The following is an 11,953-nucleotide window of genomic DNA, read 5'->3' on the forward strand; positions in this document are numbered from 1 at the left end:
AGCCTTGTAGCCCGATTCGCCGCCGAGCGCGAACGAAGAGGGAACATTTGTGGTAAACGGCGGGTTAATTTTCGTGGTTAACGCCGCGTTAAAAATCATGGTTAAGGCCGCCTTAACGGGCTTCCCGGCGCATTGACCCCGGCAAATCAGCAGCTTAAATCGCGCGCTATGGCCCTTAGAGAAATCATCATCCTGCCGGACAAGCAGCTCCGGCTGGTCTCCAAACCCGTCGAGAAGGTGACGACGGAGATCCGCAAACTCGCCGACGACATGTTCGAGACCATGTATGACGCGCCCGGCATCGGGCTCGCGGCAATCCAGGTCGCGCAGCCGCTGCGGCTGATCACCATGGATCTCGCCAAGAAGGACGAGAACGGCGAGACCAAGCCGAAGCCGCGCGTCTTCATCAATCCGGAAATCCTCTCCTCGTCGGAGGAAATGTCGGTCTACGAGGAGGGCTGCCTCTCGATCCCCGAATATTACGAGGAGGTCGAGCGCCCCGCGAAGGTTCGCATCCGCTTTACCGATCTCGACGGCAAGGTGCACGAGGAAGACGCCGACGGCCTGTTCGCCACCTGCATCCAGCATGAGATCGACCATCTCAACGGTGTACTGTTCGTCGACTATCTGTCGAAGCTGAAGCGCGACCGCGTGATGAAGAAATTTACAAAAGCCGCCAAGCGCGCGGCGGAGTAGGCCCCACCCTATCGACCGTCATGCCCGGGTTCGTGCCGGGCATCCACGCCTTCCTTTCTCGCTGCCAGCAAGACATGGATGGCCGGGACAAGCCCGGCCATGACGGAGTAAACTAGAATCGTACCGGGGTTTTCCACCTGATGCCACTCCGCCTCATCTTCATGGGCACGCCCGATTTCGCGGTGCCGACGCTGCTGGAACTCGTGGCCCATGGCCATGAGGTCGTCGCCGTCTACACCCGCGCGCCAAAACCGGCCGGGCGCGGCATGAAGATGCAGCTGAGCCCCGTGGAGCAGGAGGCGCGGCGGCTCGGCATTCCCGTGATGACCCCGAGCACCCTGAAGACGCCGGAAGCGCTCGCCGAATTCCGCACGCACAATGCCGACGCCGCCGTCGTCGTCGCCTACGGCATGATCCTGCCGCAGGCCATTCTCGACGCGCCGCGCTATGGCTGCTTCAACCTGCACGGCTCGCTCTTGCCGCGCTGGCGCGGCGCGGCCCCCATCAACCGCGCGATCATGGCCGGTGACGTCGAGAGCGGCGTGATGGTGATGAAGATGGATGTCGGCCTCGACACCGGTGATGTCGCGATGGCGGAGCGGCTGGCGATCACGGACAGCATGACGGCCGCCGACCTGCACGACGCACTGGCGCCGCTCGGCGCCGACCTGATGGTGCGCGCGATGGGTGGGCTGGAGCGCGGCGGATTGCAGCTCAGCAAACAGAGCGAGGACGGCGTGACCTACGCGGCGAAGATCGAGAAGGCCGAGGCGCGGATCGACTGGAAGCGGTCGGCGCGGGAAGTGCTGCGGCATATTCACGGCCTGTCGCCGTTTCCCGGCGCCTGGTGCGAGCTGGCCGCGGAAGCGGAGCCGGTGCGCCTCAAGATACTGCGCTGCGAGTTGGCGAGCGGGTCGGGTGCGGCTGGCGAGGTGCTGGATAACGACCTTGCCATCGCCTGCGGCGACGGTGCCATTCGCATTGTCGAGCTGCAGCGCGCCGGCAAGGGGCCGATGAAATCAGCGGAATTTCTGCGCGGCACGGCGCTGAAGCCGCCTGCGCGGCTGGACTGATGCCTCGCTACAAGCTCATTATCGAATATGACGGCACGCCGTTCTCCGGCTGGCAGATCCAGGATAATGCGCCGACCGTGCAGGGCGCGCTGGAAACCGCGGTGAAGGCGATCTGCGGCGAGGACGTGCGCGTGCATGGCTCGGGCCGTACCGACGCCGGCGTGCATGCGCTGGGGCAGGTCGCGCATTGCGACATTCAAAAGCCGTTTCCGCCGGGCCGGCTGCGCGACGGGCTGAACGCGCATCTGCGTCCGCATCCAATCGGCGTGCTCTCGGCCGACATCGTGGCCGATGATTTCGAGGCGCGCTTTTCAGCGAAGAAGCGGCATTACCGCTACCGCATCACCAACACCAGAGCCAACCTCGCGCTCGACATCAAGCGAAGCTGGCGGGTGCCGCGCCATCTCGATACGGATGCGATGGACGTCGCGGCCAAGCGGCTGCTCGGCAAGCACGATTTCACCACCTTCCGCGATACCGAATGCCAGGCGAAATCGCCGGAGAAGACGCTCGATCAGCTCGACGTAATCAGGGAAGGCGATGCGATTTCGATCCTCACCTCGGCGCGCTCGTTCCTGCACAGCCAGGTGCGCTCGATGGTGGGTTCGCTGGTGTGGGTCGGCGAAGGGCGCTGGAGCGCCGACGACCTCGCCGCGGCCCTTGCCGCCCGCAACCGTGCCGCCTGTGGCCCGGTGGCGCCGCCGGAGGGATTATATTTGGTGCGGGTGGAGTATTAGGCCGGCTTGAGTACCATGTGCGTGGCGTTCGCCGTTGCAACATGATCGGTCACCTCGTAGCCCAGGCTCGGCAGATCAAGCCCCGCGAACAGGCTCTCGCCAGATCCAAGCAGGATCGGCGCAATCGCAATGTGCATTTCGTCGATCAGACGGGCGCGCAGATATTGCTGGATGGTCGCGACGCCGCCACCCACCCTCACATCCTTGCCGCCGGCAGCCTCGCGCGCCTTTTGCAGCGCTGCCTCGATGCCCTCGGTCACGAAATGGAAGACCGTGCCACCCTTCATGGTGATGGGAGCGCGGGAATGATGCGTCAACACGAAGACATCGCAATGATAGGGCGGCTCGTCGCCCCACCAACCTTGCCAGGATTCATCCGGCCAGGGTCCACGTACCGGGCCGAACATGTTGCGGCCGAGAATCCAGGCGCCGATATTCTCAAAACCTCGCGTCGCAAAATCGTCATCCGGGCCGGTCGTGCCGGCATCCTTTGCGAACAGCATTTTCTGGATGGTCTGCGTCGGCAATACCCATTCGTGCAGTCCCAATCCGCCGACGCCGAGCGGGTTGTCGGCGTTCTGGCGGGGGCCTGCGCCGTAACCGTCGGCGGACACGCTGAAGCAGCGGACAACGAGCTTGCTTGTGGCTGAACTGGTCATGGCGTCACATCCTCAGGGATGATGACGGCACAAGTCAGGCAAAATAGCGGTCCAGCACCCCGCGGTAGATTTTCGTCAGCTTCTCCAGATCCGACACTGGCGTGCGCTCGTCGACCTGGTGCATGGTCTGGCCGACCAGGCCGAACTCGATCACCGGGCAGTAGCTCGAGATGAAGCGCGCGTCCGAGGTGCCGCCGGACGTCGAGAGCTCGGGCTTGCGTCCGGTGACTTCCTCGATCGCGCTCACAGCCAGATCGGTGAACGCGCCGGGTTTGGTCACGAACACGTTGGAGTTGGAATATTCCCATGTGATGCGGGCGCGGATGCGGTTGCCGCAGGCTTTCGCCAGCCGCTCCTCCACCAGGGCGCGCAGCGTCTCCTGGGTGTGGTTGTCGTTGTAGCGGATGTTGAATTTGGCGCGGGCCTGGCCGGGGATGACGTTGCTCGCGGTATTGCCGACATCGACCGAGGTGAATTCGAGATTGGACGCCTGAAACTGCGCGCTGCCATGGTCGAGCGGCTCGTCGGAAAGCGCCACGATCAGCCGCGAAATATCCGGCACCGGGTTCGACGCGCGGTGCGGATAGGCGACATGGCCCTGCACGCCGTCGACATGCAGCGTGCCGGATTGTGAGCCGCGGCGGCCGATCTTGATGCAATCGCCGAGCACTTCCACATTGGAGGGCTCGCCGAGCACGCAATGGTCGAATTTCTCGCCGCGTTCGGCGCACCACTTCAAAAGCTTGATGGTGCCGTTGACCGAAATGTCCTCTTCGTCGCCGGTGATCAGAAACGAGATCGAGCCCCGGCCATCTTTTTGCGGCTTGCCGCCATTGTCCTTCAGATATTGCAGCACGGCAGCGACGCTGCAGGCGATGCCGCCCTTCATGTCGACCGCGCCGCGGCCATACAGGAAACCGTCCTTCACTTCGCCCGAGAACGCGCCGAGTGTCCACGCCGTCTCGTCGCCGGGGGGCACCACGTCGGTATGTCCGGCAAAGGTGATATGCGGCGCCTCGGTGCCGATCCGGGCGTAGAGGTTGTCGATGTCGGCGGTGCCAGGCTCGCCGAAGGTGACGCGATGCACCTCGAAGCCGGCTTCTTTCAACAGGCGCTCAAGGACGCCGAGCGCGCCGGCATCGGCAGGGGTGACAGAGGGGCAGCGGACGAGGTCGCGGGTGATCGAAACGGCGTCATTCATACCCCGGCTTAACACGCCAAACCGGCGGCGGACCAGCCTTGTGCGGCACCATTTCGATCTCGCTTTGCTGGTCCCAAGGCGGCCGCATGTCGGGCCGCGGCTTCGGAGCCAGCGGATCTGCGCCGAACCGATTGGTCCTCCGCGAGCCCTTGAGGCAATACATCTCGATGAAGCCCCACAAGCAAAGAGCAGACGCGGCAATAGCGAGCGGCAGGTCGGCAGGGGAATCCGGAAGCCGGTCAGCAAACTGATTGTGGAGGCCGGGCACCGCGAAGAACGGCACCATCCACCAGCCGCTCTTGTCACGGTCGTGCAGCCGCTTGATGGAGGTCGCGAAAAAGACCCACATGAGCAGCGACGTGCCGAACAGCTTGATCAAGAGCCGGGGGAGGTCGGCCAATGTTAGGGATCGATACGCGTCGGGGTCCACCAGCTTGAAGAGGTCCGTGGCCCCGAAATGGAAGGATGCGGGGCCGCCGAACAGGCTGTGAATCGCAACGATCACCAGCCCCACAGACATCATCAAGCCCAACTCGATCACCCCCGCGAGCCACAGCTTGGCGCGGTTGATGCGGCCGTCAAAGCGGAACAGGTACCAGGTCCAGTCCATGCGCAAAGCTCCGGAGGGCGGAAGCCCGCGGTCCGGTACGTTAGTCGCGCGGGAAAAGTCCCCGGTTCGATTAGAGCGTTTTCAAGCGAAGTGGATACCGGTTCGCGTCAAGAAAACGCGTCAGATCAAGAATCTAGAGCCCCGTTTCGATCCAATCGAAACGGAAAAGGCTCTAGTTGTGGAGCCTCAACAGGTTGTTCCCGGTTAGAGCGAGTCTGCTGATGGGTGGCATCGCGCCGATACTGCCATGAGGGCGATGCCAATTGTAGCGGTGAAGCCATCTTGGCAGTTCGGCGGCGCGTTCTCCTGAGGTGTTGTAGGCGCGGGCATAAGCCCACTCGCGCAAGCTGGTCTGAATGAAGCGTTCGGCCTTACCGTTGGTCTTCGGCGTGTATGGCTTGGTGCGAATGTGCTTGAGGCCGAGGCGCTGGCAGGCTTTGCGGAAGGCGCGCGATTTATAGCAAGAACCGTTGTCGGTCATCACCCGCTCGACCCTGACGTCCAGGCTGGCGTAGTAAGCGATCGCAGCTTTGAGGAAGGCCACGGCGCAACCCTGCCGTTCGCTCTTCATGACCTTGCTGAAGGCGATCCGGGAAGCATCGTCGATACAGACGTGGACGTATTCCCAGCCAGGCCCTTCGCCGCGGGTACGCAGGTTGCTCTGACCGGTTCGATCGCCGGTGATGCGATGGCCTACCTGGTTGAACTTGCCGAGCTTTTTGATGTCGATGTGGATCAGTTCGCCGGGATGTTCACGCTCGTAGCGCCGCACCGGTTCGGCCGGTTCCAGGTCGCGCAACCGGTTCAATCCCAGTCGCCGCAGGACACGACTGACAGTCGCCGGAGAGATGCCGAGTTCGGCCGCGATCTGCTTGCCCGTGTGGCGCTGTCGGCGCAGCGCCTCGACCGCAGCGCATGTGGCAGGCAGGGTTTGGCCTGGCAATGAATGGGGCCGTGAGGAGCGATCACGCAACCCATCAACACCTTCCTCCCGGGAGCGCTTGACCCATTTGGCGACCGTCTTCGCTGTGACGTTGAACCGGAGCGCGGCTGCGGCCTTCGTCAGGCCGCCCTCGATCACGCTCCGCACCATGGCCTCTCGACCTTTCGGCGTCAGAGGCGCATTCTTATGGGTGTCCATTCGGTCCTCCGGGGATTGGCTAAAGCTTCGACAACTTCAGCTTCCTCGTTCAGGACTGGATGGACAACCTCCTGAAAGCTCACATCTAGTCGCGCAGCAATTCGTTGATGCTGGTCTTGGCGCGGGTGCGCTCGTCGACGCGCTTGACGATCACCGCGCAGGCGGTGGATGGGCCGGGCTGGCCGTTCTTCATGAGCTTGCCGGGCAGCGCGCCGGGAACCACTACCGCATATTCCGGCACCTCGCCGATGAAGATTTCGCCGGTCTCGCGGTCGACGATCTTGGTGGAGGCGCCGAGGAACACGCCCATCGACAGCACCGCGCCCTTGCGCACGATCACGCCCTCGGCGACTTCCGAGCGCGCACCGATGAAGCAGTCGTCCTCGACAATCACGGGCTCGGCCTGCAGCGGCTCCAGCACGCCGCCGATGCCGACGCCGCCGGAAATATGCACGCGCTTGCCGATCTGCGCGCAGCTTCCGACCGTCGACCAGGTGTCGATCATGGTCGCTTCATCGACGTAGGCGCCGAGATTGACGAAGGACGGCATCAAGACCACGTTGCGGGCGATGAAGGCAGAGCGGCGCACGATCGCGCCGGGCACAGCGCGGAATCCTGCATCGCGAAAACGATTCTCGCCCCAGCCCTCGAACTTCGATGGCACCTTGTCCCACCACGACGCCTTGCCGGGACCGCCGGGAATCTGGCCCATATCGTTGAGGCGGAACGACAGCAGCACCGCTTTCTTCAGCCACTGATTGACTTTCCACTTGCCGCTGGCCTCGCGCTCGGCGACCCGCGCCTCACCCTTGTCGAGCAGTTCGAGCGCGTGATCCACGGCCTCGCGAACCTCGCCTTTGGTCGACGTCGAAATGCCGTCGCGGGCATCGAAGGCGGAGTTGACGGTGGATTCGAGTGCGGACAGGGACATCGGGATTTCCTCGAGATTTCGGGCGAAGTTGACGCGCTTTTTCGGGATTTGGGGAGGGAGAGTCAAGAACACACTCGTCATGGCCGGGCATAGCCGTCCAAAGGACGGCGTCATTTTCGCTCGCCTATGCCCGGCCATCCACGACTTTCCTGCTCGCGGCGCGGAGATCGCAAATGATCGTCGCAATCCGGTTTTTACCTCCTCCTGGAGCGTCATCCGGCGCGGTCGAGGGCGAACGAGGCATCCACGCAACTCCACAGAAAACGTCCAAAGCCTGAAAAAGGTAAGCTGTCGTGTCAGTCCTTTGATCTGGATTAGCCGCATGCCCGGGCCTATCCTAAGCCCGTGGTCTCTCTCAACAGCTAACGGAGGAGAACATGCGCACCCTCAAAACGGCATTCGTAGGCGGATTCGCCGGAGCCTTGATGGCCAGCAACGTCGCGACGCTCCAAGCGGCTCCTTTACCGACTAATGTGGCAAGCATGAAATCAATGGTTACCGACGGCCTGATCCAGGTCCGCTGGCGTGGCGGCGGCTGGGGACACAGAGGTTTCGGAGGCTGGGGCTATCGAGGTGGGGGTTGGGGAGCGGCCGCGATTGCTGGTGCTATAATCGGTGGCGCGATCGCGAGCAGCGCATATGGCTATGGGGGCGGTCCGTATAGCGCATATGGCTATTATGGGGGCGGCCCGTATTACGGCGGCTATGACCCCGGCTACAGCTACTACCCGGCCTACGTCGACTATCGTTGGCAAGCAATCCAAGAACCCGGGGCCGCTAGCTTCTACCGACCTTACGGATACGGCGGGCAGCCTTGGGGCTATTGGTAGGCGGGAAATTCTGACGGCGTCGCCGCATTCGAGTTGACTGAGCCCGGATAGAGCGAAGCGCAATCCGGGATGGTTCACCGGTGGCGAGACCGTTCCCGGACTACGCGGAGCCTGTCATCGGTCGCGCGCTCGCGCGACCCGTTGGCTCCATCCGGAGCTACGCGGCGCTCAACCTCGCCAAAAACCCTGTCAAATCATCCGTCACGTGATCCACGTAAGCCGCATCGCGACCTTCCAGCTCCCAATCCTCGCGCACCACTTCCTTGGCGCCGTCGGGCACCACCAGCACCGTGGTCATGCCGAGCTGGTGCGGCACCACGAGGTTGCGGGCAAGATCCTCGAACATCGCCGACCTCAGCGGATCCACGCCGTGGACGCGCAGGAACCTGTCATAGGTCTGCGGCGCCGGCTTCGGTTCCAGTTCGGCGGCGATGATGTCGAACACCGCTTCGAAATGTTCTGTTATGCCGAGCCGTGCCAGCACTGCGCCGGCGTGGTCGGTCGAGCCATTGGTCAGGATCAGCTTGCGCCCGGGAAGTTTTGCGATCGCAGCCCCCATCGCGGGGTTCGGCTCCAGCGGCGAGTGATCGATCTTGTGGACGTAGGCCAGATAATCATCGGCGCGCACGCCGTGCTCGGTCATCATGCCGCGCATGCTGGTGCCGTAGCGGCGGTAATAATCCTTCTGGATCACGCGGGCTTCTTCCGCGGAGATTTTCAAGTATGCGCCGATGAACTCGCCGATCCGGGCGTCGACCTGCTGCCACAGATTGACGTGGTGTGGGTAGAGCGTGTTGTCGAGATCGAACACCCAGGTGTCGATATGCGTGAAGGGACGGGGAGTTGTCATGAATTCTCAACCATCAGGGCATCGCAAATCGCAGCGTCTTGCCGCCGCTTGACATATCGACCGGCGCAAAGCCGATTCCCGCAAGTCCACGCGTGCCGCAATCGCCCTGTTCCGATATCTCGAACTTGCTCTCGCGCGTGCAGAGCTCTTTCGAGCCGCCCCAGTTCAATGGCCTGTCGCGGTACTTGATGGCGCGGTTCTCGCCGTCGACGGCTTCGGCAAAACTATAGACCTGTTTCGGCTGGCCGGTCACATCGGGATGCAGGCATTTGCCGGGATCGATGCGGTACCAGCCGCGGCTGGTCACGGCCTTGCCGTCATCGGTGGCGACCGCGGCCATGATCTTGTGCGGCGTGTCGTTGCACCAGGTCAGCCCCGTCGAGGACGGCTTTTGCACGGCGTCGATCATGGTGGTGAAGAAAGTTTGCGACTGCACGGTCTCGGCAGCAAGCCCGCGGCTCTTCAGGAACGCCGCGAGCGCGGCCTGCGTCTTCGGCCCATCGACTCCGTCGATCGGGGCGGCGTCATAGCCGGCGATCACCAGCAGCCGCTGGATGCCGGCCAGCCGCGCCTGCTCGTCGTCATATTCTGAGTCCTCAGCGAGATAGGCGACGAGGTTGCCGTCATCGGTCCGCGTCGGCGTGATCTGGGTGAAGGGCGCGGGCGTCTGGTTGCCGCGGCACTGGCGGGCGGCGGCGATGACGAAATTGTCGGGGGCGACGCACAGCGTGTCGCTGCCGTTCTGCGGGATCGGCGAGGCGCCGTAGACGCCGAGCGCGCGTGCATTCAGCAGGATGCGGTCGGCGGTCAGCGCGCCCTGCAGCACCACACGGCAGGCGGCTGGATCGATCCGGAACCAGCCGCGCGTCGCGGTCGCCGATTTCTCGTCGATGCCGATCGCGGCCTCGACCACATAGCTCATGCGATTGCAGAGCTTCAAATCGGCAAAGGCGGGCAGCGAGGAAACGAACAGCGAGATCGCCGCCGCCGGCAGCGACATCAGGAAGCACGTCAAGGCCGAGCGTAGCTGCCGCAGCGCTCTCAACGCGTCATGCCCGGATTTATTCCGGGTATCCACGTCTTTGTTGCCGCGGCCGACAAAGACGTGGATGGCCGGATCAAGTCCGGCCATGACGACTTTCTTTTGCCGCTCGTGCATCACTTGTGGATCAGCGTGCCGGTGCCTTGATTCGTGAACAACTCCAGCAGCACCGCGTGCTGCATCTTGCCGTCGATGATGACGACGCCCTGCACGCCCTGTTCGAGCGCATAGATGCAAGTCTCGACCTTCGGAATCATGCCGCCGGAAATCGTGCCGTCGGCGATCAGCTTTCGCGCGTCCTTCACCGACAGTTCCGGTATCAGTTTCTTCGACTTGTCGAGCACGCCGGGAACGTCGGTCAACAGCAACAGCCGCTTGGCCTTGAGCGCGCCGGCCACCGCACCGGCAAAGGTGTCGGCATTGACGTTGAGCGTGTGGCCGTCATGTGAGGTCGCGAGCGGCGCCAGCACCGGGATCAGCTCATAGCCGATCAACTGGTTCAACAGCGTGAGATCGACCTTGTCGGGGTCGCCGACGAAGCCGAGATCGATCGCCTTTTCAATGTTCGAATCCGGATCGACCATGGTCCGCGACGTCTTCGACGCCTTCACCATGTTGCCATCCTTGCCGGAGAGGCCGACGGCCTTGCCGCCGGCCTCGTTGATGTAGCCGACGAGCTGCTTGTTGACGGAGCCGGCCAGCACCATCTCGACGATCTCGATCGTCGCCGCATCGGTGATGCGAAGCCCGGCGGCGAATTCCGACTGGATGCCGAGCCGCTTCAGCATGGTCGCGATCTGCGGCCCGCCGCCATGTACGACCACCGGATTGATCGCGGTCTGCTCCAAGAGCACGATATCGCGCGCAAAGGCTTTTGCGGTTTCCTCGGCGCCCATGGCATGGCCGCCATATTTGATGACGATGGTTTCCTCGTCGTATTGCTGCATATGTGGCAGCGCTTCCGACAGGATGCGGGCCTGATCGAGCGGGCTGATATTCTGCGTCATAAAGCGGGTCTCGCCATTGCCGATGTCGGGCCGGGTTCTATCTGATTGCCGGGCAGGGCGCAAAGTAGGGGATTTGCGGAGGCGCATGCCCCGAACGCAGCGCGTGGCCCGGCTGGAATGCTCAACCCCGCTTCGGCCAGGCGGCCGAAACCGCCAGTGCCAGCCAGCTCGCGATCAGCAGCGTCCCGCCGGTCGGCGCAGCCATTGGAAACAGCCCGCGCCCGGCATAGTGCCGCAGCGTCAGGTCGCCGGCGAACAGGCCGGCCGCGAGCACAAAGCCGCAAGCCGCGGTGATACCGATTCTCGCGTGCGCAATGCCGCGCTCCGCCAGTGCGACGGTACCCAATACCGCGCACGCATGAAACAGCAGCACCGACGAGGCCGCCGCCAGCCGCGAGGCGTCAGCGCCGTGGGCGGAAGCCGCCGCCAGCAGGACGCCGTCGGCGCCCATGATTCCGGCGAGAACGATCAGGATGCGGTGTGCGCGGTTCATCAGGCGCGCTCGTGCAACAGGCGCACCATCGCGGCGCGCAATTCCGGCATGCCGGCGCCCGAGCGCGAGGATGTCACCAGAACTTCCGGAAACGCGGCAGGATGCTTGGCGAGCGCGGCCGTGGTCTCGCTGATGGATTTTTCCAGTTCGGCCCGCTTCACCTGGTCCGCTTTGGTCAGCACCACCTGATAGCTGACGGCGGATTTATCCAGCGTCTTCAGCACGTCCTGGTCGACATCCTTGATGCCGTGGCGCGCATCGATCAGCACGTAGACCCGCGCTAGCGTGGCGCGCCCCAGCAGGAATTGATGGATCAGCTTGGTCCAGGAGGCGACCTGGGTCTTCGGCGCCGAGGCGTAGCCATAGCCGGGCATGTCGACCAGCCGCAGTGCCGCGCTGTCGGGGCCGTCGAAGAAGATCAGCTCCTGGGTGCGGCCCGGCGTGTGCGAGGTGCGCGCCAGCGCGTTGCGGCCGGTCAGCGCGTTGATGAGGCTGGATTTGCCGACATTGGAGCGGCCGGCGAACGCCACTTCCATGCCCGCCATTGGCGGCAGCGTCTCGATCGAGGGCGAGGCCCAGACGAACTTCCAGTCGCCGGCGAAGAGCTTTCGCCCCTCCTCGATCAGCTCCGCATCAGTCTCGGCGGTCATGCGAAGGTTCTCGGTTCACGCCGTCATTGCGAG

General features: G+C 63.6%; 13 protein-coding genes. 3 read left to right on the forward strand and 10 right to left on the reverse strand.

Going from position 1 to position 11,953, the window contains the following annotated elements; genetic code table 11:
* Positions 1-168 precede the first annotated feature (168 nt).
* The 3 genes from def (at position 169) to truA (ending at position 2,506) form a co-directional block, all read left to right on the forward strand.
* Positions 169-696: a peptide deformylase gene (gene def / locus ACH79_RS13700; RefSeq protein ID WP_210255655.1), complete on the forward strand. Its 528-nt coding sequence runs from the start codon at positions 169-171 to the stop codon at positions 694-696.
* Between the two features lie 140 nt (positions 697-836).
* Positions 837-1,769: a methionyl-tRNA formyltransferase gene (gene fmt / locus ACH79_RS13705; RefSeq protein WP_161851498.1), complete on the forward strand. Its 933-nt coding sequence runs from the start codon at positions 837-839 to the stop codon at positions 1,767-1,769.
* Complete coding sequence (gene truA, locus ACH79_RS13710; RefSeq protein ID WP_161851499.1) at positions 1,769-2,506, forward strand: tRNA pseudouridine(38-40) synthase TruA; 738 nt, start codon at positions 1,769-1,771, stop codon at positions 2,504-2,506. Before fmt ends, truA begins: the two co-directional genes overlap by 1 nt.
* Here the strand turns inward: truA and ACH79_RS13715 are convergent.
* The 10 genes from ACH79_RS13715 to yihA form a co-directional block, all read right to left on the reverse strand.
* Entirely contained in the window at positions 2,503-3,165 is a 663-nt protein-coding gene (locus ACH79_RS13715) for a dihydrofolate reductase family protein (protein ID WP_161851500.1), read from the reverse strand. The genes truA and ACH79_RS13715 overlap by 4 nt on opposite strands.
* A 34-nt stretch (positions 3,166-3,199) precedes the next feature.
* The gene (gene dapE, locus ACH79_RS13720) at positions 3,200-4,366 is read right to left on the reverse strand and encodes a succinyl-diaminopimelate desuccinylase (RefSeq protein WP_161851501.1); all 1,167 of its coding nucleotides are present in this window, start codon (positions 4,364-4,366) and stop codon (positions 3,200-3,202) included.
* Entirely contained in the window at positions 4,359-4,976 is a 618-nt protein-coding gene (locus ACH79_RS13725; protein ID WP_161851502.1) for a DUF805 domain-containing protein, read from the reverse strand. Before ACH79_RS13725 ends, dapE begins: the two co-directional genes overlap by 8 nt.
* A 172-nt stretch (positions 4,977-5,148) precedes the next feature.
* Positions 5,149-6,117, reverse strand: coding sequence for an IS481 family transposase (locus ACH79_RS13730; protein ID WP_161851503.1), 969 nt, complete (start codon positions 6,115-6,117; stop codon positions 5,149-5,151).
* Positions 6,118-6,202: 85 nt separating this feature from the next.
* Positions 6,203-7,048 (reverse strand): 2,3,4,5-tetrahydropyridine-2,6-dicarboxylate N-succinyltransferase, encoded by an 846-nt coding sequence (gene dapD / locus ACH79_RS13735; RefSeq protein ID WP_161851504.1) that lies wholly within the window; start codon positions 7,046-7,048, stop codon positions 6,203-6,205.
* A 987-nt stretch (positions 7,049-8,035) separates the two neighbouring features.
* Entirely contained in the window at positions 8,036-8,728 is a 693-nt protein-coding gene (locus ACH79_RS13740) for a pyrimidine 5'-nucleotidase (protein ID WP_161851505.1), read from the reverse strand.
* A gap of 13 nt (positions 8,729-8,741) precedes the next feature.
* A complete protein-coding gene (locus tag ACH79_RS13745) occupies positions 8,742-9,728 on the reverse strand; it encodes a DUF1036 domain-containing protein (RefSeq protein ID WP_161856350.1) in 987 nt (328 codons plus the stop codon).
* 158 nt (positions 9,729-9,886) lie between these two features.
* Positions 9,887-10,777 carry an acetylglutamate kinase gene (argB, locus tag ACH79_RS13750; RefSeq protein WP_065751797.1) on the reverse strand — a complete coding sequence of 297 codons (891 nt, stop codon included), beginning with the start codon at positions 10,775-10,777 and terminating at the stop codon, positions 9,887-9,889.
* A gap of 121 nt (positions 10,778-10,898) precedes the next feature.
* Positions 10,899-11,270 carry a DUF423 domain-containing protein gene (locus ACH79_RS13755; RefSeq protein ID WP_161851506.1) on the reverse strand — a complete coding sequence of 124 codons (372 nt, stop codon included), beginning with the start codon at positions 11,268-11,270 and terminating at the stop codon, positions 10,899-10,901.
* Complete coding sequence (gene yihA, locus ACH79_RS13760) at positions 11,270-11,920, reverse strand: ribosome biogenesis GTP-binding protein YihA/YsxC (RefSeq protein ID WP_161851507.1); 651 nt, start codon at positions 11,918-11,920, stop codon at positions 11,270-11,272. Before yihA ends, ACH79_RS13755 begins: the two co-directional genes overlap by 1 nt.
* Positions 11,921-11,953 lie beyond the last annotated feature (33 nt).

This window comes from Bradyrhizobium sp. CCBAU 051011, assembly GCF_009930815.1.
GTDB lineage: Bacteria > Pseudomonadota > Alphaproteobacteria > Rhizobiales > Xanthobacteraceae > Bradyrhizobium.

Bases quoted from the DNA above. Each gene is read 5' to 3' on its own strand.
- def (WP_210255655.1), top strand. From the start codon at position 169: ATGGCCCTTAGAGAAATCATCATCCTGCCGGACAAGCAGCTCCGGCTG.
- fmt (WP_161851498.1), top strand. From the start codon at position 837: ATGCCACTCCGCCTCATCTTCATGGGCACGCCCGATTTCGCGGTGCCG.
- truA (WP_161851499.1), top strand. From the start codon at position 1,769: ATGCCTCGCTACAAGCTCATTATCGAATATGACGGCACGCCGTTCTCC.
- ACH79_RS13715 (WP_161851500.1), bottom strand. From the start codon at position 3,165: ATGACCAGTTCAGCCACAAGCAAGCTCGTTGTCCGCTGCTTCAGCGTG.
- dapE (WP_161851501.1), bottom strand. From the start codon at position 4,366: ATGAATGACGCCGTTTCGATCACCCGCGACCTCGTCCGCTGCCCCTCT.
- ACH79_RS13725 (WP_161851502.1), bottom strand. From the start codon at position 4,976: ATGGACTGGACCTGGTACCTGTTCCGCTTTGACGGCCGCATCAACCGC.
- ACH79_RS13730 (WP_161851503.1), bottom strand. From the start codon at position 6,117: ATGGACACCCATAAGAATGCGCCTCTGACGCCGAAAGGTCGAGAGGCC.
- dapD (WP_161851504.1), bottom strand. From the start codon at position 7,048: ATGTCCCTGTCCGCACTCGAATCCACCGTCAACTCCGCCTTCGATGCC.
- ACH79_RS13740 (WP_161851505.1), bottom strand. From the start codon at position 8,728: ATGACAACTCCCCGTCCCTTCACGCATATCGACACCTGGGTGTTCGAT.
- ACH79_RS13745 (WP_161856350.1), bottom strand. From the start codon at position 9,728: ATGTCGCTGCCGGCGGCGGCGATCTCGCTGTTCGTTTCCTCGCTGCCC.
- argB (WP_065751797.1), bottom strand. From the start codon at position 10,777: ATGACGCAGAATATCAGCCCGCTCGATCAGGCCCGCATCCTGTCGGAA.
- ACH79_RS13755 (WP_161851506.1), bottom strand. From the start codon at position 11,270: ATGAACCGCGCACACCGCATCCTGATCGTTCTCGCCGGAATCATGGGC.
- yihA (WP_161851507.1), bottom strand. From the start codon at position 11,920: ATGACCGCCGAGACTGATGCGGAGCTGATCGAGGAGGGGCGAAAGCTC.